We start from the raw sequence: 24,578 nt of genomic DNA, 5'->3' as shown, positions 1-24,578 counted from the left end.
AACCCGCTTCCATTCCTGAGGAAGCGGGCGGTGGGGTATCAGGCCCTCCAGGTCATGCGGGAGGCCTCTGTGTTCGTCGCTCATGTGGTGATCTCCTGCACGGGGATGCCTTCCTCCTTGGCCAGGTCGACGACCTGTTGTGCTTCCTCGTCGCCAGGGAGCGAGAAGATCAGGGCCAAGTCAGCCCCGGCCTTCACCAGCTCCTTGTCACGGACCGGTCTGGCCCTCTTGCCGTGCTCTGCGAAGTTCGCCGGATGGCGCACTTCCAGGCACCCGAGGTCACGGCCAGCGACCCTGGCCCAGTGATGGGCAGCGGCGTCCACGCCGGTGCCGCCTCCGCCGTGCACCAGCACGAACGGGCCGTGCTGAAGGTAGAGGCGGGTCAGCTCCTCGTAGACCTCGCCTGCGTGCTGCCAGGCTGTGGACCCCCTCACGATGACTCGCACAGAGGCTCCCGGATCTCCTGATGGCCGCAGTTGCGGCACATACGGAACTCGGTGTCGTGGTCGATCTCGACACAGCCAGGGCCGAAGTCCGTCTTGATCAGGGCCCAGCGGGACCAGCGATGCCGGAGGCGGCACGGCCGCCAGACTCTGCGACGCTTCACCCCCACCCCTCCTCTCCTGGGTCCCAGCCCACGTAGGCGGGGGCTGGGGGTACGTAGTCCCCGACGTACGACGTCTCTGCGGTCAGCGTCATGGGGATGCGGATCTCGGCATCCGCCGATGCCTTGGCGTGCCGGTTCTTCACCGGCGCTGCGTACAGGGCGCCGGAGGCGTCCACGCCGCAGGTAACGATCAACTCCGGAATCGCGGCGATCTTGCCGTGGATATCGCTTCGCCTCGGGCATGGCCGCTTGGTGTTCGGCGAGTCCGAGCAGTGGTGCACCAGCCACAGGTGCGTGCCCGTTTCCCTCGCGATCACCTTCGCCTGACGCATCAGGTCGCGGAGCGACGCCCATTCGTCTCCGGCGTCGTGGCCGACGTCGGAGGCAATGTCGATGACCGTCTGATCGGGGTAGCGGCCCTCTGTCTCGTGGTAGGCGTACAGCCCCAACCAGATGTCATCCATGGTGGGATCGGGCCTGAAGTCCCAGCGGATGAAGTCGAATTGCGCCAGGAGCTTGGCGCTCTTCTCCGGCTCGGTCCTCAACCACTCCTCAGTGACCGAGGTGGGCGTGTTCGTGGCCCTGGCCAGCAGGCGGGAGCTGATCGTGTCCTGGTCGGAGTCCGTGGAGAAGGCGAGCGTGGACACGCCCATGTTCACCACGGCATTGAGCATGACGCGCGTCTTGTGGGAGCCGGGGACCCCGGCGAGCATCGACACCGACGCCCGCCGGGGACGAATCCCCTGTGCCGCCCAGGACGCAAAAGCGGGCGGCAACGGCTCTTTGCCGCTGGCCGCCCGCGTCACGGAGCGGGAGAGTGTGAGCATCTACCCCCCGGCCTTGATGCCGAAGTACAGCGCAAGCACACCCGCGATCGCGAAGAACGCGATCCAGAAACCGGCAGCGTTTGCGCTGTTCAGCTCCTGCTGGCGCTTCTTGTCGTACTCGCTCAGACGGTAGTTCGTCGGCATGACACCCCCTCTCCCCGGCGCCATGATGGCGCCGGAGGGGGCCCACAGGGAAGCCATGGCCTACGCCGGGACGGGCGAGAACTGCGGGAAGGCTCCCGCGTACTGCGGGTCCACGTACCAAGCCTTGCTGTCCTTGTGGAAGGAGTACTGACCTCCCTCGGACGGGCGGCCCTTGCGCATGCCGTACTGCGCAACGATGCCGTCGAACTCGGCTTTCTTCGGGTAGGGCACGCTGAGCCGGTACCAGCCGGCCTGTGCGTACTCCGCTCCGCGGTTGCTCACCGCCGGAGCCGGTGGCGGAGGCGGAGGGGTAGGCACGCCGGGCACCGCCGGAGGCGGAGGCACAGGGCCCGCAGGAGCTGCCGGGACGGGCGTGGCGCCCAGCCCGTTGCCCAAGGCTGCCCCCGCCTTGAAGGCCGCCCAGGCGCGGCCCAGGGCCGCCCCGACGGCGGGGTCCTCCAGCTCCTCGAAGGCCTCTTTCACCTCGGCTCCCGTGTTGGCACGGGCCACGACCATGGGGCCCTGGGAGTTGATGGAGATGGTGAAGCGGTGGTTGTGCGGGTTAGCCGGGTACTCCGGGTACGACGCACCATCTGCGGCATCGTCCCAGCCCTCGGCCTCAGCATCGGGCTCAACAGCTTCAGGGGTGTCGGTCACTTGGCCTCTTTCATGAGGTTGAGGAGGTGTTCATACGCGGCGTACGCCTGGTGACGCATGGCGCCATTGCCGATCTTGTGCAACTGCTGGGCGCGGTCCAGCCCCGGCACGTCGGTGACGTAGCCGGGCTCGATACCCATCAGCCACTCAGCAAAGGGGGCCGCCAGTCGGCGGCCCCCTCGGGGTCCAATCTCTGTGGGTGCTGGAGCGGGTATCCCGCTCAGTTCCTCCCATCTGCGGATGGCGGGCAGGTACTCGCCCCACCACTGGGCAGGTGAGTGACGGCTGTCCGGAGGTTCATCCCGCCCTTGCGGTTCGGGCTCGTCCCCGGCCCTCCCGTCCCGTCCGCCGCTGTTGGCGTGGGGAAGAAGGAAGGAGACTTCGTCGTCAAGGGTTGGTCCGTGCCCCCCCCACGACGCTTGTCCGGGTGCTGGGCTGAGCCATTCGTCCCGAGCTGGGCCGTGGGCGTCTTGAGCAAGGGTGTTGGCAGGGAGGGCGATTCCGAACCAGCGGAGACGGATGTGGGCGGCTCCCACGGCGGAAGCTCGAAGAGACGTCCACCAGAGGTCATACCCGACGCTGGCCAGATCTTCAGCGACGACGTTGAGCCCGCGCGACCTGATCGCCCCGACGTTCTCCAAGAACGCGTATCGAGGTCGAACGTCGCGTATGGCTCGGCATACGTCCTTCCAGACCCGGGATCTGCTGCCATTGATCCCCTCTCTTCCACCGGCGTTGCTGATGTCCTGGCAACTGAAACCGGCTGTGATCTTGTCGGCCTCGCCACGCAGCTGGGCGAAGTCGTAGGTGGTGATGTCCCCGAGGTTCGGGACCTCGGGCCAGTGGTGCTTGAGCAACAAAGAGGCCGCCTCGTCGTTCTCTGCGACGTAGGCGACCTTGTCACCGGTTAGAGCCTCAACGGCCATGTCCAGGCCCCCATAGCCCGTACACAGGCTCAGGATCGCCATCGTCCTCCTGGGGCTGCTCGTTCCTTATGCAGTTGGGTTCGTGGCCGCAGGCCTCGCAGCAGGCGCCGCAGTCACACCCGGGCAGCACTCTTCGACCGCCCCCGGCACTGGCCCAGGTGCGCGACCAGCGCACCCCCGCCGTTCGGGATGGGCCGTCCGCAGCCCCACGGGCACCTGCCGGTGGTGCGCTCCACGCCCCTCTTCTTCAAGTCGGCGGCCATGGCCTTGTCTTTGTTGGTGTTCTTGCCGGGCATGGGCGGCTCCTCAGAAGGGGATGGGGTAGCCCGGCGACGCCGGGTCGTAGAGGTGGGCCAGCGGCCCGTTCTGCGCGTGGCAGGCGGCCTTGACGTCGCACAGGAAGCAGTCCGACGTGTCCGCCGGGAAGCTCCCGGCCGCCATGTAGTCCTGGATGGCCGACCAGGCTTCGCCGTAGACGTCGCCAACAAGCTCCGGGGTGTACTCGGTCAGGTCGTACGGCTTGCCGAGCGCAGCCCGGCGGTTCATGAACGGGACGCCCATGTCGGCGTCCACGTCGTACTTGGCCTTGAGGAGAGCGCGGTACGTGCCGAACTGGTCAGCGTTCTTGGGCGCCCGCTTGCCGGTCTTCAGGTCGACAATGACCAGCTTCTTGAGCACCGGGTCCCAGAAAACCCGGTCCAGATAGGCCTTGATCTCCACCGGGCAGCCTGGCAGCTTGCCCGACACGTCCAGCTCGATGGCCGGGAAGCCATCGGGCGTGGTCCAGATTTCCCAGGGGCTGCGCTCCCTCCAGTCCACATAGGCCTGGACGAACTGAAGGCCCATCCGTCGCCAGACCTCGATGGGTTCTGTGGCGGACTTCCGCCACAGGTTCTCGTTCTCCTCCTTCTCCCTGGCTTCGGCCAGCTGGGCATCAAAGAAGGCGTTCCAGACGTCTGCGGCCTGGAAGTCCTCCGCCATGTCGGCGAAGTGCAACAGGTCGTAGTTCTCTGTCGCCTCATGCACGGCGGAGCCCCCGGCGAGCCACAGAGCTGGTCTCTGCGGGGCTTTCACGACCCGGGTAAGGAAGTACTGCTTGGCGCAGCGTTCCAGCGTCTCCCGGGCCGAATGTGAGATGTGCTCAGGCAGCCGCATGGGCTGGTTCTTCCTCCCGGTCTTCGGCCTCCCGGCCGTCATGGCAAGCGCGGCAGATACGCCACCCGCGCTTGTCCACGCGGGTGTTGGCCTTGCTGAAGAGATGGCCATTGACGCAATGCGTCTTCATCGCGTTCTCTGCCGCATGGCCGGTCGGTCGCGCGGCGTAGTTGAGAATCACGACCACTTGCGGGCTGTACATGCGGACGTCTTCCTTGCGGAACCACTTATGGACTTGGCCTCTCCCGGCCACGGTGGTCAGGCACAGCCATTCACCGTCAGGCGTCTCGCCCCGATAGAAGGCGTCCGAGACAACACCGCGGTGCCGCACCCATGCGTGACGCCTGCCCGGCTTCACCGGGAACTCGGGCTTCTCCCTGATCACTGAGGGCAACTGGAGATCGACAATCTTCGTCTTGGCGGCCACCGGCCGCTTGGGCTCGTCCCTCCAGCGGTTAATCAAGAACTCGGCGGCAGACTGCGGCATGCCGCACTGCGCCTGAATGGTGGCCCAGGACAGACCCCCCTCCCGCATGACGCTCAGCTCTTTTCCCCACGCCAATTGACGCTCTCGGGGCCAGTTCCGTACCGCCTGCGGCAGTGCCCGGCGAATCTTGTACCGCTCGAACTGGTCGAGCCCGCCGAATACGCCGTACTCCTCGCCCAAGGTGTCCCGCTTGCACTCCTGCAAGACGGGACACATGGCGCAGATTTCCTTGGCCTGGTTCCAGAGGGCCTGTACAGCCTCGGCCGGCTTGCGGTTGTGCATGCCTTCGGCGAAGAACAGACCGCGGTCCTCGTACCGGCAGATGCCCCGGGGCCCCCACTTTCGGTGGGGGTCGAAGAGCACCATCAGTGACTCCACAGAGCACCGACGACGAAACCGACGGCAATCCCGACGGCCAAAGCGGCGAGCCGCCACCTCACGGCCCGATCACGTTCCAATGCGGTACCCCATTCATGACGAAGGCCGCCACGAGGGCGGCCACGATGATCAGTTTCTGTAGGCGGGTGAATCCGTCTGTCACGGTGCATCACCCGCAGATGCAATGGACTCGCTTGCACCGGTGGCAGACGGGGACGGTGGGCACGGCAGCTCCTTACTCTTGCGGCGGGTGGCGTATCCGGCCTGGCTCCGGCCGGCCATCAGGCCGCGCTGGTACGCGGCCTCTATGTGAGGCATCAGCGCCCCGTAGGCGCCGAGCTTGACGATCTCGCCGCCCACTACCCAGGCGTCGATGGTCCGCTGAAGGTCGGCCTTCCAGTCCGGTTCGGCCATGGTTCCTCCCATGACGAAGGCCCCCACTGAAGCGGGGGCCCTTGTCGTTTGTGCTGGTCAGGCTACGGACAGTTCAAATGCGAGAACCTGCGTATGGCCGGAGGGCCTTTGAGAAGACGGCGATCATGAACTTCGTCAAGAACGGCGGCGGATTGTTCATGATCTCCGACCACACCGGCGCCGACCGCAACAACGACGGTGAGGACGCGGTCGAGATCCTCAACGACCTGATGACCAACAACAGCGTCGACTCCACCGACCCGTTCGGCTTCTCCATCGACTCCCTCGACGTGAAATCCGGCTACCCGGCCGCGATCAGCGACTCCACCGACCCGGTGCTGCACGGCTCCTTCGGCACGGTCACCAAGAGCCTGATCGCCGACGGCACGACCGCCACCCTCAAGCCCTCCGACAACTCCGCCGTCAAGGGCCTGGTCTACCGCAGCGGCTACTCCGGCAACACCGGCGCCTTCTTCCTCACCAGCACCTTCGGCAGCGGCCGCGTCGCCTTCTGGGGCGACAGCTCACCCGTCGACGACGGCACCGGCCAGTCCGGCAACACCCTCTACGACGGCTGGAACGACTCCGGCGCCACCAACGCGGCCCTCGCCCTCAACGCAACGGCCTGGCTGGCCGGTTCCGGAAGCAGCAGCGGCGGGGGCGGTGGCACCGGCTCCTGCGCGGCCGCCCAGCTCCTCGGCAACAACGGCTTCGAGTCGGGCAGCACCACCTGGAGCGCCGGCAGCGGCGTCATCACCAACTCGAGCAGTGAGCCGGCCCGTACGGGCTCCTACTACGCCTGGCTCGACGGAAACGGCACCGCCACCACCGACACCCTCTCCCAGCCGGTGACCATCCCCGCCGGCTGCTCCGCGACCCTCAGCTTCTACCTGCACATCGACACCGCCGAGACCACCACCAGCACCGCCTACGACACCCTGGGCGTGCAGGTGCTGAACAGCTCCGGGTCGGTGCTCGGCACCCTGGCGACGTACTCCAACCTCAACGCCGCCTCCGGCTACACCCAGCGCAGCTTCAACCTCAGCGGCTACGCCGGGCAGACCGTCACCCTCAAGTTCACCGGCACGGAGGGCTCGAAGCTCCAGACGTCGTTCGTCGTCGACGACACGGCGCTCAACGTCAGCTGACCCGCGGGCCCGGGGGTTGGGGGGGGCCGCGCGGGGGGCGGGGCCCCCCCCGCACCCGGGCGGGGCCCGCGCGGGGGCCGCCCCCGGCCGATCACCGGGCCGGGACCGTCTGCTGTGCGGTGTTCCAGCCGGAGACCCGTACCCGCGGCGCGGAACCGTGCAGATCGGCCGTGCGGTAGGTGGCGGTCAGCGTCACCGACTCGCCCGGCCACAGGCTCACCTCGTTGTCCGACCAGCGCACCGGCAACACCGGCTTGCCCGCCGCGTCGACGAGATGCACGTCCGTCAGCAGCGACGGGGTCTTCCCGTCGCCGGTGGCGCGCAGGGTCACCGTCGTGGTCGACGTGCCGTCCGAGGACACGGTGGACGCCGTCGCCGACACCGGTGCCCGCGCCATCGAGGCGAGCCCCTTCAGATCGGCGTAGCTCGTCGTCGGTGTGTGGTACCAGTCGGTGTTGTCCCAGTCGAGGGTGTCCGGCCGGGTGGAGAGCCAGTACACGTTCCGGCTCACCTCCTTGCCGGAGGAGTCGGTGAGGGTCAGACGGACCAGGTACGTCGTCGCCAGTCCGCTCACCGACGAGGGCAGTGTGAGTACGGTGCTGCGGGCGCCGTCCCCGTTCACCGACACCCCGGTGACGGTCCTGTCGTACTTCTGCGTGCCGTCGGGGTTGAACAGCGTGGCCCGAACGGTGAGACCCGAGGCGGCGGCGTGCCGGTTGCCGACCACGACGACCGAGCGGTCGTCGTAGGAGTACTGCACGTGCAGTGGCTCGTTCGCCTTCTTCGCCCCGAAGTAGGCTCCGCCCTGGTCCAGGTAACGGTCCATCAACTGCCAGTGCAAGGACGTCCAGCCGCTGTTGAACATCCAGTACACGACCCCGGTGGCGGGCTTCGAGGCGTCGGTGGCGCCCCGCTGGTACGCCTCGAACTGGGCGCGGACCGCCTCGTACTGCGCGAGCTGTGCCTTGCGCACATAGTCGGTGAGACCTGTCGGGGCGCCGTAGCGGCCGGTGAGGGCGTTGTCGTAGATCTTGAGGGTGCCGAAGACGGATGACGGGGAGCGGTGGTACTGCTTGACGCCCGGGTTCTTCCACAGTGTGTCCAGCTCGTCCGGTGTCATCATCCGGTGCAGTGTGTCGAGCGTGGGGATGTCGGGGCCCGCGCTGGTCTCGGAGTTGAAGCCGGTGGCTCCGCCCTCGCGTTTGGCGTACCAGTAGCCCGGTGGGACCCAGTCGTAGGGCCCGGTCATCTTCATGCCCGAACTGCCGAGCTGCGGCGAGGACTTGTCGGAGGCTGCGGCGACCACCGGGGTCTGCCAGTCGGCCGCCTTCAGGGCGTCCAGGTAGTTCTTCTCGATCGTGGCGTCGGGGGCGAAGTCGCTGCCGATCAGGAACGAGATCACGCTCGGATGGTCGCGCAGCCGGGCGGCCTCGGCGGCCATCGAGGCCTTGGCCACGGGATAGTCGGCGTCGGTCCATGTGTCGCCGGACTCGCCGCTGCCGTTGACCTGCCCCTCCCACTTGTCGCAGCACTCCCAGCCAGGCAGCGTGAGGATGCCGTACCGGTCGGCGAGGTCGAAGAACTCGTCCGGCTCGATGTGGCCCTCCAGACGAATGGTGTTGAGGCCGAGATCGAGGGCGTACTTCAGCCGGTCCTCCACGTAGGTGCCGTCCCAGCGCAGGAACTCGTCCGGGGACCAGCCGCCGCCCTTGACGAGCAGCCGGCGGCCGTTGATCCGGTACTGGCGGGCGCCGTCGGAGTTCAGCGGCGCCTGCACGTCCCGGATGCCGAAGGACTGGTGCGCGGTGTCCGACACGGTGCCGGAGACGGACGCGGTGAGGTACAGGTCGTACAGAGGTTGCCCGCCCATGCCCGCCGGCCACCACACCCGGGGGGAGTCGAGGTGCAGTCCGGGGGTGTCGGCGGGGGTGAACGTCACGGTCTTCGTCTCGTGCGCGGCGAGCGGTACGGCCTTGGTGAAGGTGGTCCCGCCGACGCTCCCGGTGACCTCCGCGGTGACGGCCGTGTCCGAGTCGTTGCGGGCCCGCGCCTTCACCGTCAGGTCCGCCGAGGCCAGGGACGGCACGTCCAGGGCGGTCATCACGTGCGCGTCGCGCAGCGCGACCGGACCGCCGCGACGGACCAGGACGTCCCGCACGATGCCCATGTTCTGGTCCGGCGGCGGCTGCAGCCAGTCGATCCAGCCCATGGTCAGGTTCTTGTTCGGCTCGTTGGGCCGGATACGGAAGGCGACCGTGTTCGTGCCCGCTCGCACGAGCGGGGTGACGTCCAGTTCGTGATGGGTGTAGGCGCCGGTGACGTCCGCGGTCCCGGCGACCTGCTTGCCGTTGACGTACACGTCCGCCGCCGAGATCACCCCGCTGAAGTCGAGATAGGTGCGCTGCCCTGTGTCGGCCACCGTGAAGTCGGAGCGGTACCACCACGGGACCTGGAAGTCGGCCTTCGGGATCTTCTGCTGGTTGGTGGAGTAGAAGGGGTCGGCGTAGACACCGTCGGCGAGGAGGGCCGCGAGGACGGTGGAGCGCGGGCCCGCCGGGTACCAGCCGGTGGTCGGATAGCCGGGGGAGGAGACGGCCGACGGGGAGTCGCTCACCCTCGCCGTGGACTGGATCGCGTAGCCGGAGAGCGCGGTGCCGGTCCCGGCGGCGGAGGGGACGCGGGTGACCCGGGCCCGCCCGTGCGACTCGGCCGGGGACTGGGACCCCGCCCAGGCGCCGGTGTCGAGCGAGCAGAGCAGGCCCAGCGTGACGGCGGCCGTGGCGAGGCGGCGGTGAGCGGCGGGGCGAGGGAACACGGCGGTCTCCAGCCTCGGTAAAGTTAGGAAACTTTACTAACCTGGCTCAAGCTAGGGCGCCGAGTGGGCCGTGTCAATCACCGTGGCCGGGGTGCCCGTCCGCAACGGGCGCGGCCTTCACGTCCCGGACGACCTTCGCTCGAACACCGTCTCCCGCGCCGTGCCCAGCGCCGTGGCGACCGCTCCGAGGAGCACGGCGTCCTCACCCAGCCGGCTCGGGGCGAGCTTCGGCCGCAGTGGGGTGAGTGCGCGCAGGTGTTCCCGGACCGGGCCGAGCAGCAGGTCCACGCTGTGGCCGACACCCCCGCCCAGTACCACCAGGTCGGGGTCCAGTACGGCGGCCGCCGCGGCCACGGTGTGCGCTATCCGCTCGCCCTCCAGCTGCACCGCCCGGCGTGCCGCCGCGTTGCCCTGCCGAGCCGCGTCGAAGACGGCCTTCGCGGTCAGCTGCCCGCTCATTCCGAACCGGCGGGCCGCCTCCACGACGGCCACTCCGGACACCGCGTCCTCCAACCGCTCCGGCTTCTGCTGTCCGGGCCACGGCAGGAACCCGATCTCCCCGGCGAGGCCGTGCGCCCCGGTGAACAGCCGTCCCTCGCTGACCACACCCATGCCAAGACCGGTGCCGATCAAGATGTACGCGAACAGTCGGCTGCCCGCGCCGACGCCGTAGGTGTACTCGCCGAGGGCGGCCAGATTGGCGTCGTTGTGCACCTCCAGCGGGACGCCGAGCTCTTCGCGCAGCCGGTCCAGCAGACCGGCCCGGCCCCAGCCCGGCAGGTGCATCGCGTACCGCACCCGCCGCTGCTTCTCGTCGTACACACCGGGGGTGCCCACCACCCCGTGCACCACCTCGGCCGGGTCCACACCGGAGCTCGCGACCACCTGCCGGGCCGCGGAGACAACCAGTTCGGCCAGTGCCTCGGAGCCGCGGGCCCGGTTGCGCACATCGGTCCGGGCGACCAGCGTGCCGTCCAGGTCGGCGACGGCCACCCGCAGCCAGCCACGGCCCACGTCCACACCGAGCGCGTACCCGGCCGCCGGGTCGGGGGCGTAGAGCACCGCCGTCCGGCCGCGCTCCGGGGCGTGGGTGCCGACCTCGCGGACCAGTCCGGCGGCCTCCAGCGAGGCGAGCGCGCTGGACACCGTCGGCTTGGACAGGCCGGTGTCACGGGCGAGTTGGGCGCGCGAGGCCGCACCGGTTGCGCGCAGCCGGTCCAGCAGCAGCCGTTCGTTGGTGCTGCGCAGACGCTGCCGGTTCCAGGGCTGGTCCTGCTGGTCCACGGCGTCGCTGGCGGGCATCGGACCATTCTCGTGCATGAACGGCGCATACTTGACGCATCTAGTAAGTCTCCTTAACTATATCGGCCACTCGGTGCCACTCGGCCCCGCCGGGCGAGCCCCTCTCCCTGCCGCGCGTCAGGAGTCCCCATGTCCGGTAGCCCGCCACCCACGGGTGGCTTCGTCCGTCGCGTCGGCCTGTTCCAGGCCACCGCCATCAACATGAGCCAGATGTGCGGGATCGGTCCCTTCGTGACCATCCCGCTGATGGTCGCCGCCTTCGGCGGCCCCCAGGCGGTCATCGGGTTCGTCGCGGGCGCGGTGCTCGCCCTGTGCGACGGACTCGTCTGGGCCGAGCTCGGGGCCTCGATGCCCGGCTCCGGGGGCAGTTACGTCTACCTCCGCCAGGCCTTCCAGTACCGCACCGGCCGGCTGATGCCGTTCCTGTTCGTGTGGACGGCGATGCTCTTCATCCCGCTGATCATGTCCACGGGCGTGGTCGGCTTCGTCCAGTACCTGGGCTACCTCGCCCCGGACCTGACCAAGAACCAGGGCGACCTGGTCGGCCTGGGCATCATCGCCCTGGTGGTGATCCTGCTCTGGCGGGGCATCGAGCACATCGCCCGCATCACCGCCGTGATGTGGGCCGTCATGATCGTCTCCGTGCTCCTGGTGATCGTCGCGGCCGCCACGGACTTCAGCCCGCACCTGGCCTTCCACTACCCCGCCCACGCCTTCGACCTGACGAGCAACCACTTCTGGCTCGGTTTCGCCGGGGGCCTGACCATCGGTATCTACGACTACCTCGGCTACAACACCACCGCCTACATGGGGGCCGAGATCAAGGACCCCGGCCGCACGCTGCCGCGCTCCATCATCTTCTCGATCCTCGGCATCATGGCCATCTACCTGCTGCTGCAGATCGGCACCCTCGGCGTCATCGACTGGAAGCGGATGACCGACCCGCACGACATCGCCTCCACCTCGGTGGCGTCGGCGGTGCTGGAGGAGACGTGGGGCAAGGGCGCCGCCGACACGGTGACCGTGCTGATCCTGATCACGGCCTTCGCCTCGGTGTTCACCGGCCTCCTCGGCGGCTCGCGAGTGCCCTACGACGCGGCCCGCGACCGGGTGTTCTTCCGTCCGTACCAGAAACTGCACCCCCGGCACCGCTTCCCGACGCTGGGCCTGGCCACCATGGGTGTGATCACCGCGGTCGGCTTCCTGATCGGCCGCCACACCGACCTGGCGACCCTGATCCAGCTGCTCACCACGGTGATGGTGATCGTCCAGGCGCTGGCCCAGATCGTGGCGCTGAGCGTCCTGCGCAAACGCCGGCCGACGCTCGTGCGTCCCTACCGGATGTGGCTCTACCCCGTGCCGGGCATCGTGGCCTTCGTCGGCTGGTGCGTGATCTACGGCTACGCCGACAAGAACTCCCCGGGCCGCCACCCCATCGAATGGTCCCTGGCCTGGCTCGCCCTGGGGTGTGTGGCGTACCTGGTCTGGGCGCGGCTGGAGAAGGTGTGGCCGTTCGGGGAGAAGGAGATCACCGAGGACTTCGTCACGCCGGCGGCGCCGGAGGCGGAGCCCGCCGGGACCTGACCGCCGCATGTGCGGCGGGGCCGGTCCGCCGTCCAGGACCGGCCCCGCCTCCTCCCTTTCCTCAAGGCTCTTCGATCACGGCATGGGAGCGCTCTTCGCCGCCGTACCGGCGCACATCATTCCGAGGATCACGGCCAGCGCACCGATGACGACGTTGTTGACGATCACTCCGGTGTCCGGGCTGCTGCCCACGATCCAGGGGGCGATGACCATCCAGGCGCCCATGGCACACATGGCCCAGCTCAGGCCGTACATCCGTGCCGGGGCCGTGGTGAATCCGAGGGCCAGCAGTCCTATCGCGATGCCCATGATCAGGTTGTGGGTCGCGAGAGCGGGCTGGCTCGTCGTGTAGTGGAGGATCCACGGGGACGCGGCGCAGTACAGACCGAGCAGGAAGACCGGTCCGTCCACGAGCGCCACATCACGACCGCCGAGCATGCGGGCATAGCGTGCCCGCATTTCGGACACATCAGGGTGGCTCGTCATGTCACCTCTGTGCGAGACGTTGGCCATGTTCGTCTCCTTCATGGGTTGCAGGCCTGACCGCTTCAGCGCGGTATGCGGTAAGCGCCGCTTAAACCGATTCTGCTCTTATTTCTTCTTTATGTGTAGGCTCGCGCAGCAGGTCCCGCAGTCGGTGCAGTCCGCGCCGAGCGTGGCTCTTCACGGTGCCGAGCGGCAGTCCCGTACGTGCCGCGATCTGCGTCTGCGTCAGGTCCTCGTAGAACGCGAGCCCCAGTACCCGTCGCTGGGGCGCGGGGAGCCTGGCCAGTTCCCGCCGTACGAGGACCCGGTCGAGCACGGCTTCCGGCCGGCCGTCCCCGGTGTCGGTGGCGGCGAGCATGTGGAGCGTCCCCGCGGCAGCCACCAGTTCACCGCGCCGTGCCCGCGCCGACAGCGCGTCGGCGATCCTGCGCCGGGTGATGCCGACGATCCAGCCGCCGAGCGGCCCCCGCTCGGGCCGGTAGCGGCGGCGCCCGCGCCACACGCCGAGGAACACCTGCTGGGTGACGTCCTCCGCCTCCCCGGCATCGCCCAGCGAGCGCCGGGCCAGCGAGTACACCAGTGCCGACCAGCGGCGGTAGACCGCGGCGAGACAGGCGTCGTCATCCGTGGCCAGGCCGTGCGCCAGTTCCTCGTCGGTCAGCGGTTCGGCGGGTCGCGGTTCGTCGCCGTATGCGGTCATGTCCACGGCTCCTCACCTCGTAGGAGAGCTGCATCCGTGCGCCATCGTCGGAGCCCGCGGTGAGGCGGGACAAGTCGCATCGGTTGTGCGTCGTACAGTCGACGTATGGGTGCTTTCGAGGCGCGGAGCCGACCGGGCGAGGGCGCGGTCCCGCCGACCGCCGGTGCCGCGATGACCACCGGCGCGCTGGCCCGCAGGCTTGGCGTGTCGCCGACCACCCTCCGCTCCTGGGACCGCCGATACGGCATCGGTCCCGCCGTGCACGCGGAGGGCCGGCACCGGCGCTGGACACAGCGGGACGTGGCGCTGCTGGAGGCGATGTGCCGGCTGACCTCGGCCGGCGTCCCGCCCGCGGAGGCGGCCCGCGCGGCGAAGGAGGCGGCGGGCGCGGGAGACCGCACGGCCGCGGCACCGCCCCGTGCCACGGTCACGGCTCCCGCCCCCGGGCGTTCACGGGCCGCCGGTGCTCTGCCGTTGGGCGATGTGCGCCAGGAGTGCCGGGGGCTGGCCCGCGCCGCCGTGCGTCTCGACGCCGCGGCCGTCGAGGCCCGGCTCGCCTCGGCCGTGGCGGAGCACGGACTCACCGTCGCCTGGCAGGAGGTGGTGGTGCCGACCCTGCACGCCGTGGGACGCAAGTGGGCGTCCTCGGAGGACCGCTACGTCGAGGTGGAGCACCTGCTGTCCTGGCACGTCTCCACCACCCTGCGCCGCCACACCCGGCCGCCCGCCCCGGCGGGCGGCGACCCCGCGGCCGGCCCTGTACTGCTGGCCTGCGTCCCCGGCGAGGAGCACACCCTGCCGCTGGAGGCGCTCAACGCCGGGCTGGGCGAACTCGGGCTTGCCACCCGGATGTTCGGCGCCGCGGTACCCGCTCCCGCGCTGGCGGCCGCGGTACGCCGGCTGGGTCCGGCCGCCGTGGTCCTGTGGGCACAGGCACGCTCGACGGCGAGCCCGCCGCTGGCCCGCGACGTCGCCGCCATGGAATGGGGCGTGAAAGGGGCACGCCGCCGCCCGCTGGTGGTGCTGGGCGGCCCGGGCTGGGCAGGGCGCCGGACCCGGGGCATGCCGCGTCCGGCGGGCCTCCGGGAGGCCCTCGACCTGCTGGCCGACGGCTATGCGGCTGCCCGGGCGGCCCGGCCCGGCGAGGCGCCGTGACCGGCCGGGGCATGCCCCCTGGCCCCCGAACCGGCCTCACCCGCGTGCCCTCGCCTGCCGGAAGCGGGCCAGGCCCTCGGACAGCTCGACGATCGGGTCCGGATAGTCCACGGCGGCCCGGTCCAGGCCTCGCAGTTTCCACGGCTCGTGCACCGACGGGCCCTCCAGCGGCGCCAGTTCGGGCACCCACCGCCGTACGTACGCGCCCTCGGGGTCGTACCGCCTGGCCTGGGTGACCGGGTTGAGCACACGGTTCGGACGGGTGTCCGTGCCGGTCCCGGCCACCCACTGCCAGTTGAGCTGGTTGTTGGCGAGGTCGCCGTCGACCAGGAACCTCAGGAAGTGCCGGGCGCCCACGCGCCAGTCGACGTACAGCGTCTTGGTCAGGAAACTCGCGGTCAGCAGACGGCCGCGGTTGTGCATCCAGCCCTCGTGGCGCAGCTGGCGCATGGCCGCGTCCACGATCGGGTAGCCGGTGCGGCCCTCCCGCCAGGCCTCGATGTCGTCCCGGGCCGTGCGCTCGGACCGCCAGTGGTCGTGCTTCGTACGGTAGTCGGCGTGGGCGGCCGCCGGGCGCGCGGCCAGCAGCTGGCGGTGGAAGTCGCGCCAGGCGAGCTGCCGTACGAAGGCCTCGGCACCCGGGCCGCCCGCCTCGTGGGCCCGGTGGACGAGTTCGACGGGGGAGAGCGTGCCGAAGTGGAGGTGGGGCGACAGACGGGAGGTCGCGTCGCCGGCCAAATCGTCGCGGCGGTCCTCGTAAGCGGCGACACCGCTGCCCAGCCAGGCGGCGAACCGCCTGCGACCCTCCGTCTCGCCGCCCGCGGCCAGCCCCTCCGACACCCCCGACAGCGCGGCCCGGGACGGCAGTTCCTCGGACCCGATGCCGTCCGGTACGTGCACCGCGCGGGGTGCACCGAGGGTGTCGCGCGGTCTCTGGCCCGACCACTGGCGGTAGTACGGGGTGAACACCGCGAAGTGGTCGGAGGAGGCCGGGGTCAGCGCACCGGGCACCACCGCCGTGGTCACCGTGTCGTGCACGTGCAGCCGGCGCCCGTCAGTCTCGAGGGCGTGCCGCAGCCGCTCCTCCCGGCGCCGCGCGTACGCGCTGACGTCGGCCGCCATGTGCACCTCGTCGGCGTCCGCCTCGGCCACCACCTTGCACACCTCGTCGACCACGTCACCCGACCGGACGACGAGCCGGCCGCCGCGCCCGCGCAGCCCCGCGTCCAGGTCCCGCAGGCAGTCGGCGAGGAACGCCAGCCGGTTGGGCGCGGCGAAGCCGGCCCCGGCCACGCCCCGGTCGCGTACGAAGAGGGGGACCACCTGGCGCGATCCGTCCAGGGCGGCCCGCAGCGGCGGGTGGTCGTGCAGGCGAAGGTCGGCGGTGAACAGGACGACCGAGACGTTCATGGCGCGGCTCCGGGTGAGACGGTCGGACGAGAGGGTGCTTCCGGTCCAGGGGGCCCGGCGGTTGCGGGGGTCAGCCGACGGGCGCGCTTTCCTCCGTCCGGGTGGGCGGGCTCTGCCGCGCGGCCCGTGCGATGTTGCGGGCCATGCCGCCGAACACGACGGCGTGGAAGGGCGACACGCCCCACCAGTAGGCCTGGCCGAGCAGGCCGCGCGGATGGAAGAGGGCCCGCTGGCGGTAGAGGCTGTGGCCGGTGCCGTCCGGTTCGGCGTACATCTCCAGCCAGGCCAGACCCGGCAGCCGCATCTCGGCTCGTAGCCGCAGCAGGTGCCCCGGCTCGATCTCCTCCACCCGCCAGAAGTCCAGCGAGTCACCCGCCCGCAGCCGCTGCGCGTCGCGGCGGCCCCGGCGCAGGCCCACTCCGCCGGCCAGCCGGTCCAGCCACCCACGCAGGGCCCAGGCGAGCGGGAAGGAGTACCAGCCGTTGTCACCGCCGACGCCCTCGATCACCCGCCACAGCGCGTCCACGGGGGCGTCCACGCGTGCCTCACGACGGTCGGCGTACAGACTGCCACCCGCCCAGTCGGGGTCGGTGGGCAGCGGATCGCTCGGCGCGCCGGGCACCGAGGCGGAGGACCAGCGTGTGGCGACATCGGCCTCGCGCACGCGCCGCAGGGCCAGCCGCACCGCCTCGTCGAAGCCGATCGGGTGTCCGGGAGGGGCGGGCACGTACCGGGTGATGTCCTGCTCCCCGCAGACCACCTCGTGCCGCAGCGACTCGGCGAGCGGCCGGGCGATGGACGCGGGCACGGGGGTCACCAGGCCCACCCAGTGACTGGACAGCCCGGGCGTGAGCACCGGCACGGGAACCACGAACCGGCGCGAGAGGCCCGCCACGCGCGCGTACCGGGTCATCATCTCCCGGTACGTGAGGATGTCCGGGCCGCCGATGTCGAAGGCCCGGTTGACCTCCCTCGGCATCCGCGCGCTCCCGACGAGGAGACGCAGCACGTCCCGTACGGCGACGGGCTGGATACGGGTGTGCACCCACCGCGGGGTGACCATCACGGGCAGCCGCTCGGTGAGGTGGCGGAGCATCTCGAAGGAGACGGATCCGGAGCCGATGATCACCGCCGCCCGCAGGACGGTCGTCGGCACCCCCGAGTCCAGCAGGATACGGCCCACCTCCGCCCGTGACCGCAGGTGCGGCGAAAGTTCCTGCTCCGGCACGCCTGCCGGGGTGAGGCCGCCGAGGTAGACGACGCGGCGCACACCCGCCGTGCGGGCCGCCGCCGCGAAGATCCGCGCCGCGCGGCGGTCGTTCTCCTCGAAGTCCTTGCCCGTCCCCAGCGCGTGCACCAGGTAGTAGGCCACGTCGACGTCCCGCATCGCCGCCGCGACCGAACCGGCGTCGGTGACGTCCGCCCGCGCCACCTCCACCTCACCGGTCCACGGCTGGTCGCGCAGCCTACCGGGGGAGCGGGCCAGACAGCGCACCCGGTGACCGGCGGCCAGCAGTTCGGGCACGAGCCGGCCGCCGATGTACCCGGTGGCACCGGTCACCAGACAGCGCGGCCCCGCTCCGCGGTCGTCGTCGCTCATCGGCCGTCCGTCCTTCCCGTCGGCGCGTCTGGGCGCGCGTGTCGCCCCCTGACATCCCTTCCACGCGGGCGGGACGTTCGGATGCGCCCTCAGGGACATCGGCCCCGACCAGGGACATGCCCACGTAGATCCGGGGAAGGCGGAGCAGTACGCACGGTGAATATCCCGTAACCCTGTCGATACTGGAGGTGACCTGCTGCTATGGGCGCGAAGGTGTTGGAGCGGTTCCCTGCGGGGGCTCCGCGCGGATCGTGGCCGGCGGAGGAGTTCGCGGCGGCACGCCGCGCCGAGGGCGAACCCGCCACCGTGGTGATGGACCTGAAGTCGGACGCGTTCCTCGTGGTGGTCGAGCGAGGGGACGACGACGGAAGGTCCTGACCCGGACCCCGGCGTCCTACGGGCCGGCCGTGAGTTCGCGCGCCCGGCGCACGAAGGCCTCGTACAGATCACGCGCCGCCCGCGGCACGGACTCCGCCCGGCGGCGCTGGAGCATCAGCAGCACCCGCGTGGTGTCGTCGGTCAGCGGCCGGTGGGTGAGCGCCCCGGACCGCTCCAGAGGATCCCCGACCACACTGAAGTCGGGCAGCACCGTCGCCCCCAGCCCCTCGGCGACCATCAGCTTGCCCATCTCGGCGCCGTCGGTCGAGTACGAGAAGGACGGGGCGCGTCCGCCCAGCAGCCGGTGCACGTAACGGTGCATCACATAACCGGCACGCATGGCGATCAACGGCACGCCGAGCAGGTCCTCCACCGAGACCACTCGCAGGGACGCCAGCGGGCTGTCCGGTCGCACGCACACCACCGGACGGCCGCGCAGCAGCTCGGTCGACTCGAAACCCGCCGGGACGTCGTCCCCGTCCAGGTGGTTGACCAGCCCGAGGTCGAAACCGCCCTCGGTCAGCGACCGGTGGATCTCCGCCTGCTGTGCGCCGACCACCTCCACCTGTGTGACGGGGTGCGCGGTCCGGAAGTTCCGGACCACCGGGATGAGCAGCGGCACGGTGGCCGCGTTGACGGTGCCGACCCGCACCATGCGGCTGACCCGGTGCTGTTCGCCCGCGGCCGACCGCAGCCGGTCCACCGCCTCCAGTACACCCACGATGTGCGGCAGCAGCTCCCGGCCACCCGCGCTCATCGTCGCCCCCGACCGCTTGCGCTCCAGCAGATCGACCCCCAGCTCCCGCTCGAGGTTGCGCACGGTCTCGCTCAACGCGGGCTGCGACAGCCGTAGTTCCTCGGCGGCCCGGCGCAGGGAACCGAGCCGGGTGACCGCCGCGATGTATTCCAGCTGTTCTATCCGCACGACCGCAGAATGCGGCCGTTTCCAAGGTGTGTTCAAGGGTTTCCCTGTCACACCTTCGTGAAATTCAATGGTCCGGGATACGAGACCGGTCGGGTTCTCCTTGACTGCCCTGACGGGCGCTGCCACGATCGACGGCATGAAGATGCGACTGGACCTCACGCGGCGACGCCATGTCGACCTCGCGCGCGTCTCCAGCGCCTCCTGTCGCGCCGTGGCCTGACCCCCTCCGAGAAACGCCGCGTCTTTTCCTTTTTCAGGCCTGAATTCACCGTGCCCGCGCACCCTCTTGAATTCGGCGTGCCCGAAAGTGTTCCGCAACAGGAGTTCCGCATGTCCGCAGCACCCGTGAAATTCGCGTACTGGGTCCCCAACGTCAGTGGGGGACTGGTCACGAGCAGGATCGAGCAGCGCACCGACTGGGGGTACGACTACAACCGGGAACTCGCCGTCCTCGCCGAGAACAACGGCTTCGACTACGCCCTCAGCCAGGTCCGCTACATGGCCAGCTACGGGGCCGAGTACCAGCACGAGTCGACCAGCTTCAGCCTCGCCCTGCTGCTCGCCACCCAGCGGCTGAACGTCATCGCGGCCGTCCACCCCGGTCTGTGGCACCCGGGCGTCCTCGCCAAGCTCGGCGCCACCGCCGACCACCTGTCGCACGGCCGCTTCGCTGTCAACGTCGTCTCCGGCTGGTTCAAGGGTGAGTTCACCGCGCTCGGCGAGCCCTGGCTGGAACACGACGAGCGGTACCGCCGCTCCGAGGAGTTCATCACCGCCCTGCGCAGGATCTGGACCGAGGACCACGCCGAACTCGCCGGAGACTTCTACCGGTTGCGTGACTTCTCCCTCAAGCCCAAGCCCCTCAACACCGCCGAGCGCCCGCACCCGGAGATCTTCCAGGGCGGCAACTCCACCGCCGCCCGGCAGATGGCCGGCCGCGTCTCCGACTGGTACTTCTCCAACGGCAAGGACTTCGACGGGGTCACCGAACAGATCGCGGACCTCCGCAAGGCGGCGGCCGAAGCGGGGCGCACGCCACCGAAGTTCGGTCTCAACGGCTTCCTCATCGCCCGCGACACCGAGGCCGAGGCGCGCGAGACCCTCCGCGAGATCGTGGCAAACGCCGACACCGAGGCCGTCGAGGGCTTCGGCGCGGCGGTGAAGCAGGCCGGGCAGTCCACCGGCGACGGCAAGGGAATGTGGCAGGACTCGAGTTTCCAGGACCTCGTCCAGTACAACGACGGCTTCCGCACGGGCCTCATCGGCACCCCCGAACAGATAGCGGAACGCATCGTCGCCTACAAGAAGCTCGGCGTAGACCTCTTCCTCCTGGGCTTCCTGCACTACCACGAGGAGGTCGAGTACTTCGGCAAGCGGGTGCTGCCCCTCGTGCGCGAGCTCGAGGAGCGACTGCCCGAGACCCGGGACGCGTCCGTCCCCGCGCACGCCTGACCATCCGCTCCTGCTCGAAAGAGGACCCCATGGCCACCGTCCTGTCCGTCTCCGGCAGCCCGTCCGCCTCCTCCCGCACCAACCGTCTGTTGCGTCACCTGGACCAGCGCCTGATCGCCCAGGGCCACCAGGTGATACCGCTCGACGTCCGCACCGTCCCCGCCGAAGCCCTGCTGGGCGCGGACTTCCGGCACCCGGCGATCGTCGAGGCGACCGAACTGGTCGCCCGCGCCGACGGCGTCGTGGTCGGCACCCCCGTCTACAAGGCCTCGTACTCCGGCGTCCTCAAGGCGCTGCTCGACCTGCTGCCGCAGTACGCGCTCACCGGCAAGACGGTGCTGCCGCTCGCCACCGGGGGCAGCACCGCCCACGTGCTCGCCATCGACTACGCGCTTCGCCCGGTGCTGAGCTCCATGGGAGCCGCGCACATCGTCCAGGGCTGGTTCACCCTCGACAAGGACATCACGGTGCACGAGGACGGCGCCCTGACCGTCAGCCCGGCCACCGGTGAAGCCCTCGGCCAGGTGCTCGACCAGTTCTCGGCCGCGCTGGGCCGCACCCCGCTGCTCGCCGCGGCGAGCTGAGCGCCGTGACCGCACATGTCATCGCCGACGACACGGAGGCCCTTGCCGCAGCGGCCGCCCTGGCCGAGGAGTTCCGCGCCGGCGCCTCGGTACGTGACGCCGAACGCAGGCTGCCCCGCGCGGAGTTGGACCGCCTGTCGGCCTCCGGGCTGCTCGCTGTCACCGTTCCCGCCGACCACGGCGGCGCGGACGTCTCCACGGCCACCCTGGCGGAGATCTTCCGGCTGCTCGGCACCGCCGACGGCAGCCTCGCCCAGATCCCGCAGAGCCACTTCGCCTACGTCAACGTCATCCGCCGCCAGGGAACCGAACCGCAGCGGAAGTTCTTCTTCACGGAACTGCTCGCGGGCCGCCGCTTCGGCAACGCCCAGTCGGAGGCGGGCACCAGGCACGTCCAGGACATCCGCACCCGCCTGGAACCCCGGCCCGACGGTTCCTACCTGCTGACCGGCGTCAAGCACTACTCCACCGGCGCCCTCTTCGCCGACTGGATCCCGGTCCTGGCCCGCGCCGAGGACGACGACCTGCATGTGGCCTACGTGCCCCGGGACGCCCCCGGTGTGTCGGTCGTCGACGACTGGGACGGCATGGGGCAGCGCACCACGGCCAGCGGCACCGTCCGCCTGGACGCCGTCCCCGTGCCCGCCGACCGCGTCCTCCCCCACCACCTCACCTTCCAGGGTCCGCAACTCCACGGTGCCGTGGCCCAGTTGCTGCACGCCGCCATCGACACCGGGATCGCCCAGGGAGCGCTGGAGGAGGCCGCCGCGTTCGTCCGGACGAAAAGCCGGCCCTGGTTCGAGAGCGGCTTCGAGACAGCCGCCGAGGACCCTTTGCTCATCCAGCGCTTCGGTGAACTCGCCCTCCAGGTGCGCGCCGCTCGGGCGCTGCTGCGCGAGGCCGCCCGCACCGTGGACACGGCGCGCGCCGACCTCACCGACGACTCGGCGGCCGAGGCCTCCATCGCGGTCGCAACGGTCAAGGTGGCGGCGGCACAGGCCGCGGTGGAGGTGGCGGGCGCGCTGTTCGAGGTGTCCGGCACCCGGTCGGCACTCGACTCCCTCAACCTGCACCGGCACTGGCGGGACGCCCGCACCCACACCCTGCACGACCCGGCCCGCTGGAAGATCCAGCACATCGGCCGCTACGTACTGAACGGCACCCGCCCACCCCGCCACGGACTCCTCTGACCCCGCCGGACAGCCGAGCCACGGACACCCCCGATCGGAGACCCCACGTGTCCCTCACCTTCCACTGGTTCCTGCCCACCAACGGCGACAGCCGCCACGTCGTCGGCGGCGGCCACGGCACCCCGGCCACCGCCTCCGGGCGGGACCGGCCGCCGACGGTCGCCTATCTGAGCCAGATCGCCCGGGCCGCCGAGGACCTAGGCTTCGTCGGCGCGCTCACCCCGACCGGTGCCTGGTGCGAGGACGCATGGCTGACCACCGCGATGGTCAGCCAGAACACCGAGCGGTTGAAGTTCCTGGTCGCCTTCCGGCCCGGCTTCGTCTCACCCACGCTCGCCGCGCAGATGGCCTCCACCTTCCAGCGGCAGACCGGCGGGCGGCTGCTGCTCAACGTGGTCACCGGCGGCGAGAGCCACGAGCAGCGCGCCTACGGCGACTTCCTGGACAAGGACGCCCGTTACCGCCGTACCGGTGAATTCCTGCAGATCGTACGGGAGTTGTGGGAGGGCAAGACCGTCGACCTGCACGGCGAGCACCTGCAGGTCGAGGACGCGAAGCTGGCCCGGGTGCCGGACCCGGTGCCCGAGGTCTACTTCGGCGGGTCCTCGCCGATCGCGGGCGAGGTCGCGGCCCGGCACGTCGACGTGTACCTCACCTGGGGGGAGCCGCCCGCCCAGGTCGCCGAGAAGATCGCCTGGATCAGGGGGCTGGCCGCGAAGGAGGGCCGGACGCTGCGGTTCGGGATCCGGCTGCACGTCATCACCCGGGACACCGCCGAACAGGCCTGGGCCGAGGCGAACCGGCTGCTGGACGGCTTCGACCCCGAGACCGTCGGTGCCGTGCAGGCCGGGCTGGCCCGCAGCGAGTCCGAGGGCCAGCAGCGGATGCTCGCGTTGCACGGCGGCGGCCGGGGCGGGCTGGAGATCCACCCCAACCTGTGGGCCGGGATCGGGCTGGTGCGCGGGGGCGCGGGGACGGCCCTGGTCGGCAGCCATGACGAGGTCGCCGACCGGATCGAGGAGTACGCCGCCCTCGGCATCGAGGAGTTCGTCCTGTCCGGGTATCCGCATCTGGAGGAGGCCTACTGGTTCGGCGAGGGGGTGCTGCCCAGGCTCGCCGGACGCGGGGTGTGGCGGCATCCCTTCGGACGGGGCACCGCCCCCGCCGCTCAGGTGCCGTTCGCGAGCTGAGGCCCACGCCCGGTCAGGGCGTCGAGGTGAGCCCCGCGCGACCGGGCCGTCTGCCCCTGCACCAGGAGGAACATCCCCTCCCTGGCGAGGCGTTGGGCCTTGCTGTCCAGGGACAGCGCCCGGCCGCCGCCGGCCACCACCGCCGCGGTGGTGGCCGTTCGCATGACGTCGTACGACTGTGTCCGCAGCGTCAGCCGTTCCGCCAGGTGCTCTTCGGATGCCGGCGGCTCGTCGGCCAGGGCGTAGGCACGGCGGCGGACCTCGGCCAGCCGAGCGCGGATCGGGCCGGCCGTCTCCTCGTCGAGCAGGGCGAGGGCCGCCTCCGCGACACCGAACACCGCGGGGGAGGCGTTGACCGTCCTGTCGCGGTCGGTCGCCGCCCAGTCCTCGTACGGCATCCGGAGAGCCACCGCCTCCTCGGGCAGCCACAGTCCGTCCAGCTCCAGCGACACCGTGCGGGCCGCGGTGAGCGCCGCCAGACGCATGGGCCGCGACGCACGCAGTCCGGGCTGGTCACAGGCCTCGGTGAAGGCGAAGACCACCTCGCCGGAGTCGGTGATCCCGGCCAGCAGCAGCACGTCGTTCAGACCCCAGCCGGTGTACCAGGGGACGGCGCCGTCGAACCGCAGGCCGCCCCGGTCCCGGGTGACCCGCACCGGAATGCGCGGATGGGCCCGCAGATGCGCGTACGCCACCCCTGACATGAGCTCGCCGCGCGCCAGCGGACCCAGCAGACGCTCCCGCACCGGCGCCTCGCCCCTGGCCAGGACCTGCACCGGTGTGTGGTGCTGCGTCTGCACGAACCACGTCGAGCAGCAGGCCCCCGCCAGGATCTCGGCCGTCTCCCGCGCGACCGGGGCGGGCGCCGCCGAGCCGCCGTACGCCGCCGGCGCGCTCACCCCGAGCAGCCCCGACCGCTTGACGGCGTCGATGTGGCCCACGGGCACCTCCCCCTGGTCGACGCGCTCCGCGTTCGGGGCGAGCAGCTCGTCCGCGAGCCGGCGGGCGCGGACGACGAGGGGGTGTGCTGGGATGGTCATACGGAGAATTCTCCCGATTCCGCC

At 70.6% G+C, this 24,578-nt stretch carries 26 protein-coding genes and 1 pseudogene; 9 read left to right on the top strand and 18 right to left on the bottom strand.

Annotation, left to right across the window (positions count from 1 at the left end; translation table 11 throughout):
• Positions 1-80 precede the first annotated feature (80 nt).
• From ACFYZQ_RS33785 to ACFYZQ_RS33740, 10 genes are all read right to left on the bottom strand, one after another.
• The gene (locus tag ACFYZQ_RS33785) at positions 81-434 is read right to left on the bottom strand and encodes an SLOG family protein (protein ID WP_389156209.1); all 354 of its coding nucleotides are present in this window, start codon (positions 432-434) and stop codon (positions 81-83) included.
• Positions 431-607 (bottom strand): hypothetical protein, encoded by a 177-nt coding sequence (locus ACFYZQ_RS33780; RefSeq protein ID WP_389156206.1) that lies wholly within the window; start codon positions 605-607, stop codon positions 431-433. The genes ACFYZQ_RS33785 and ACFYZQ_RS33780 overlap by 4 nt, the downstream gene beginning before the upstream one ends.
• Positions 604-1,413, bottom strand: a complete 810-nt coding sequence (locus tag ACFYZQ_RS33775) for a hypothetical protein (protein WP_389156204.1) — start codon at positions 1,411-1,413, stop codon at positions 604-606. The genes ACFYZQ_RS33780 and ACFYZQ_RS33775 overlap by 4 nt, the downstream gene beginning before the upstream one ends.
• 21 nt (positions 1,414-1,434) lie before the next feature.
• The gene (locus ACFYZQ_RS33770; RefSeq protein WP_389156201.1) at positions 1,435-1,578 is read right to left on the bottom strand and encodes a hypothetical protein; all 144 of its coding nucleotides are present in this window, start codon (positions 1,576-1,578) and stop codon (positions 1,435-1,437) included.
• A 60-nt stretch (positions 1,579-1,638) separates the two neighbouring features.
• Entirely contained in the window at positions 1,639-2,235 is a 597-nt protein-coding gene (locus tag ACFYZQ_RS33765) for a hypothetical protein (RefSeq protein WP_389156198.1), read from the bottom strand.
• Complete coding sequence (locus ACFYZQ_RS33760) at positions 2,232-3,203, bottom strand: DNA cytosine methyltransferase (protein ID WP_389156195.1); 972 nt, start codon at positions 3,201-3,203, stop codon at positions 2,232-2,234. The genes ACFYZQ_RS33765 and ACFYZQ_RS33760 overlap by 4 nt, the downstream gene beginning before the upstream one ends.
• 71 nt (positions 3,204-3,274) lie before the next feature.
• The gene (locus tag ACFYZQ_RS33755; RefSeq protein ID WP_389156193.1) at positions 3,275-3,457 is read right to left on the bottom strand and encodes a hypothetical protein; all 183 of its coding nucleotides are present in this window, start codon (positions 3,455-3,457) and stop codon (positions 3,275-3,277) included.
• Between the two features lie 10 nt (positions 3,458-3,467).
• Entirely contained in the window at positions 3,468-4,316 is an 849-nt protein-coding gene (locus ACFYZQ_RS33750) for a RecB family exonuclease (RefSeq protein ID WP_389156190.1), read from the bottom strand.
• The gene (locus tag ACFYZQ_RS33745) at positions 4,303-5,169 is read right to left on the bottom strand and encodes a WhiB family transcriptional regulator (protein WP_389156187.1); all 867 of its coding nucleotides are present in this window, start codon (positions 5,167-5,169) and stop codon (positions 4,303-4,305) included. The genes ACFYZQ_RS33750 and ACFYZQ_RS33745 overlap by 14 nt, the downstream gene beginning before the upstream one ends.
• 171 nt (positions 5,170-5,340) lie before the next feature.
• Positions 5,341-5,595, bottom strand: coding sequence for a hypothetical protein (locus ACFYZQ_RS33740; protein ID WP_389156184.1), 255 nt, complete (start codon positions 5,593-5,595; stop codon positions 5,341-5,343).
• 104 nt (positions 5,596-5,699) lie between these two features.
• Between ACFYZQ_RS33740 and ACFYZQ_RS33735 the strand changes: the two are divergent.
• A pseudogene (locus tag ACFYZQ_RS33735) lies at positions 5,700-6,743 on the top strand (hydrolase); the annotation flags it as partial.
• 91 nt (positions 6,744-6,834) lie between these two features.
• Here ACFYZQ_RS33735 and ACFYZQ_RS33730 read toward each other — a convergent pair.
• Both ACFYZQ_RS33730 and ACFYZQ_RS33725 read right to left on the bottom strand, forming a co-directional pair.
• Positions 6,835-9,558 carry a sugar-binding domain-containing protein gene (locus ACFYZQ_RS33730; RefSeq protein ID WP_389156181.1) on the bottom strand — a complete coding sequence of 908 codons (2,724 nt, stop codon included), beginning with the start codon at positions 9,556-9,558 and terminating at the stop codon, positions 6,835-6,837.
• Between the two features lie 117 nt (positions 9,559-9,675).
• The gene (locus ACFYZQ_RS33725) at positions 9,676-10,860 is read right to left on the bottom strand and encodes an ROK family protein (protein ID WP_389156178.1); all 1,185 of its coding nucleotides are present in this window, start codon (positions 10,858-10,860) and stop codon (positions 9,676-9,678) included.
• 129 nt (positions 10,861-10,989) lie between these two features.
• On the opposite strand from ACFYZQ_RS33725, the gene ACFYZQ_RS33720 reads away from it, so the two are divergent.
• Positions 10,990-12,444: an APC family permease gene (locus ACFYZQ_RS33720; protein ID WP_389156175.1), complete on the top strand. Its 1,455-nt coding sequence runs from the start codon at positions 10,990-10,992 to the stop codon at positions 12,442-12,444.
• Between the two features lie 75 nt (positions 12,445-12,519).
• Here the strand turns inward: ACFYZQ_RS33720 and ACFYZQ_RS33715 are convergent, their stop codons facing one another.
• Both ACFYZQ_RS33715 and ACFYZQ_RS33710 read right to left on the bottom strand, forming a co-directional pair.
• Entirely contained in the window at positions 12,520-12,957 is a 438-nt protein-coding gene (locus tag ACFYZQ_RS33715; protein ID WP_389156173.1) for an SPW repeat protein, read from the bottom strand.
• A gap of 61 nt (positions 12,958-13,018) precedes the next feature.
• Entirely contained in the window at positions 13,019-13,630 is a 612-nt protein-coding gene (locus ACFYZQ_RS33710) for a sigma-70 family RNA polymerase sigma factor (RefSeq protein ID WP_389156170.1), read from the bottom strand.
• 105 nt (positions 13,631-13,735) lie between these two features.
• On the opposite strand from ACFYZQ_RS33710, the gene ACFYZQ_RS33705 reads away from it, so the two are divergent.
• Positions 13,736-14,785 (top strand): MerR family transcriptional regulator, encoded by a 1,050-nt coding sequence (locus ACFYZQ_RS33705; RefSeq protein ID WP_389156168.1) that lies wholly within the window; start codon positions 13,736-13,738, stop codon positions 14,783-14,785.
• A 36-nt stretch (positions 14,786-14,821) separates the two neighbouring features.
• Here the strand turns inward: ACFYZQ_RS33705 and ACFYZQ_RS33700 are convergent, their stop codons facing one another.
• Positions 14,822-16,195, bottom strand: a complete 1,374-nt coding sequence (locus ACFYZQ_RS33700; RefSeq protein ID WP_389156165.1) for a cryptochrome/photolyase family protein — start codon at positions 16,193-16,195, stop codon at positions 14,822-14,824.
• 70 nt (positions 16,196-16,265) lie between these two features.
• A complete protein-coding gene (locus tag ACFYZQ_RS33695) occupies positions 16,266-17,795 on the bottom strand; it encodes an SDR family oxidoreductase (protein ID WP_389156162.1) in 1,530 nt (509 codons plus the stop codon).
• Positions 17,796-17,996: 201 nt separating this feature from the next.
• On the opposite strand from ACFYZQ_RS33695, the gene ACFYZQ_RS33690 reads away from it, so the two are divergent.
• Positions 17,997-18,173, top strand: a complete 177-nt coding sequence (locus ACFYZQ_RS33690) for a hypothetical protein (RefSeq protein WP_388791065.1) — start codon at positions 17,997-17,999, stop codon at positions 18,171-18,173.
• A gap of 16 nt (positions 18,174-18,189) precedes the next feature.
• Here ACFYZQ_RS33690 and ACFYZQ_RS33685 read toward each other — a convergent pair whose 3' ends face one another.
• The gene (locus tag ACFYZQ_RS33685; RefSeq protein WP_389156160.1) at positions 18,190-19,098 is read right to left on the bottom strand and encodes a LysR family transcriptional regulator; all 909 of its coding nucleotides are present in this window, start codon (positions 19,096-19,098) and stop codon (positions 18,190-18,192) included.
• 67 nt (positions 19,099-19,165) lie between these two features.
• Here ACFYZQ_RS33685 and ACFYZQ_RS33680 point away from each other — a divergent pair, with 67 nt between their 5' ends.
• From ACFYZQ_RS33680 to ACFYZQ_RS33660, 5 genes are all read left to right on the top strand, one after another.
• Complete coding sequence (locus ACFYZQ_RS33680; protein ID WP_389156156.1) at positions 19,166-19,318, top strand: putative leader peptide; 153 nt, start codon at positions 19,166-19,168, stop codon at positions 19,316-19,318.
• A gap of 110 nt (positions 19,319-19,428) precedes the next feature.
• Complete coding sequence (sfnG, locus tag ACFYZQ_RS33675; RefSeq protein WP_389156153.1) at positions 19,429-20,550, top strand: dimethylsulfone monooxygenase SfnG; 1,122 nt, start codon at positions 19,429-19,431, stop codon at positions 20,548-20,550.
• 29 nt (positions 20,551-20,579) lie between these two features.
• On the top strand, positions 20,580-21,134 hold the full coding sequence (ssuE, locus tag ACFYZQ_RS33670; protein ID WP_389156150.1) for an NADPH-dependent FMN reductase: 555 nt from the start codon (positions 20,580-20,582) through the stop codon (positions 21,132-21,134).
• A gap of 5 nt (positions 21,135-21,139) precedes the next feature.
• A complete protein-coding gene (locus tag ACFYZQ_RS33665) occupies positions 21,140-22,324 on the top strand; it encodes an SfnB family sulfur acquisition oxidoreductase (protein ID WP_389156147.1) in 1,185 nt (394 codons plus the stop codon).
• Between the two features lie 47 nt (positions 22,325-22,371).
• Complete coding sequence (locus tag ACFYZQ_RS33660; protein ID WP_389156144.1) at positions 22,372-23,514, top strand: LLM class flavin-dependent oxidoreductase; 1,143 nt, start codon at positions 22,372-22,374, stop codon at positions 23,512-23,514.
• On the opposite strand, the gene ACFYZQ_RS33655 is transcribed toward ACFYZQ_RS33660, so the two are convergent.
• Complete coding sequence (locus tag ACFYZQ_RS33655; RefSeq protein ID WP_389156141.1) at positions 23,493-24,554, bottom strand: acyl-CoA dehydrogenase family protein; 1,062 nt, start codon at positions 24,552-24,554, stop codon at positions 23,493-23,495. The genes ACFYZQ_RS33660 and ACFYZQ_RS33655 overlap by 22 nt on opposite strands.
• Positions 24,555-24,578: the final 24 nt, after the last annotated feature.

This window comes from Streptomyces sp. NPDC001843 (assembly GCF_042891955.1).
GTDB lineage: Bacteria > Actinomycetota > Actinomycetes > Streptomycetales > Streptomycetaceae > Streptomyces.
The sequence above is the reverse complement of the archived record's forward strand: the minus strand, read 5'-3'. Positions and strand labels throughout refer to the sequence as shown.

What these genes read in the sequence shown, in the direction of transcription:
- ACFYZQ_RS33740 (WP_389156184.1), bottom strand. Translation starts at nt 5,595, where the DNA reads ATGGCCGAACCGGACTGGAAGGCCGACCTTCAGCGGACCATCGACGCC.
- ACFYZQ_RS33750 (WP_389156190.1), bottom strand. Translation starts at nt 4,316, where the DNA reads ATGCGGCTGCCTGAGCACATCTCACATTCGGCCCGGGAGACGCTGGAA.
- ACFYZQ_RS33695 (WP_389156162.1), bottom strand. Translation starts at nt 17,795, where the DNA reads ATGAGCGACGACGACCGCGGAGCGGGGCCGCGCTGTCTGGTGACCGGT.
- ACFYZQ_RS33715 (WP_389156173.1), bottom strand. Translation starts at nt 12,957, where the DNA reads ATGGCCAACGTCTCGCACAGAGGTGACATGACGAGCCACCCTGATGTG.
- ACFYZQ_RS33725 (WP_389156178.1), bottom strand. Translation starts at nt 10,860, where the DNA reads ATGCCCGCCAGCGACGCCGTGGACCAGCAGGACCAGCCCTGGAACCGG.
- ACFYZQ_RS33760 (WP_389156195.1), bottom strand. Translation starts at nt 3,203, where the DNA reads ATGGCGATCCTGAGCCTGTGTACGGGCTATGGGGGCCTGGACATGGCC.
- ACFYZQ_RS33770 (WP_389156201.1), bottom strand. Translation starts at nt 1,578, where the DNA reads ATGCCGACGAACTACCGTCTGAGCGAGTACGACAAGAAGCGCCAGCAG.
- ACFYZQ_RS33700 (WP_389156165.1), bottom strand. Translation starts at nt 16,195, where the DNA reads ATGAACGTCTCGGTCGTCCTGTTCACCGCCGACCTTCGCCTGCACGAC.
- ACFYZQ_RS33680 (WP_389156156.1), top strand. Translation starts at nt 19,166, where the DNA reads ATGGTCCGGGATACGAGACCGGTCGGGTTCTCCTTGACTGCCCTGACG.
- ssuE (WP_389156150.1), top strand. Translation starts at nt 20,580, where the DNA reads ATGGCCACCGTCCTGTCCGTCTCCGGCAGCCCGTCCGCCTCCTCCCGC.
- ACFYZQ_RS33720 (WP_389156175.1), top strand. Translation starts at nt 10,990, where the DNA reads ATGTCCGGTAGCCCGCCACCCACGGGTGGCTTCGTCCGTCGCGTCGGC.
- ACFYZQ_RS33745 (WP_389156187.1), bottom strand. Translation starts at nt 5,169, where the DNA reads ATGGTGCTCTTCGACCCCCACCGAAAGTGGGGGCCCCGGGGCATCTGC.
- ACFYZQ_RS33690 (WP_388791065.1), top strand. Translation starts at nt 17,997, where the DNA reads ATGGGCGCGAAGGTGTTGGAGCGGTTCCCTGCGGGGGCTCCGCGCGGA.
- ACFYZQ_RS33705 (WP_389156168.1), top strand. Translation starts at nt 13,736, where the DNA reads ATGGGTGCTTTCGAGGCGCGGAGCCGACCGGGCGAGGGCGCGGTCCCG.
- ACFYZQ_RS33755 (WP_389156193.1), bottom strand. Translation starts at nt 3,457, where the DNA reads ATGCCCGGCAAGAACACCAACAAAGACAAGGCCATGGCCGCCGACTTG.
- sfnG (WP_389156153.1), top strand. Translation starts at nt 19,429, where the DNA reads ATGTCCGCAGCACCCGTGAAATTCGCGTACTGGGTCCCCAACGTCAGT.
- ACFYZQ_RS33710 (WP_389156170.1), bottom strand. Translation starts at nt 13,630, where the DNA reads ATGACCGCATACGGCGACGAACCGCGACCCGCCGAACCGCTGACCGAC.
- ACFYZQ_RS33655 (WP_389156141.1), bottom strand. Translation starts at nt 24,554, where the DNA reads ATGACCATCCCAGCACACCCCCTCGTCGTCCGCGCCCGCCGGCTCGCG.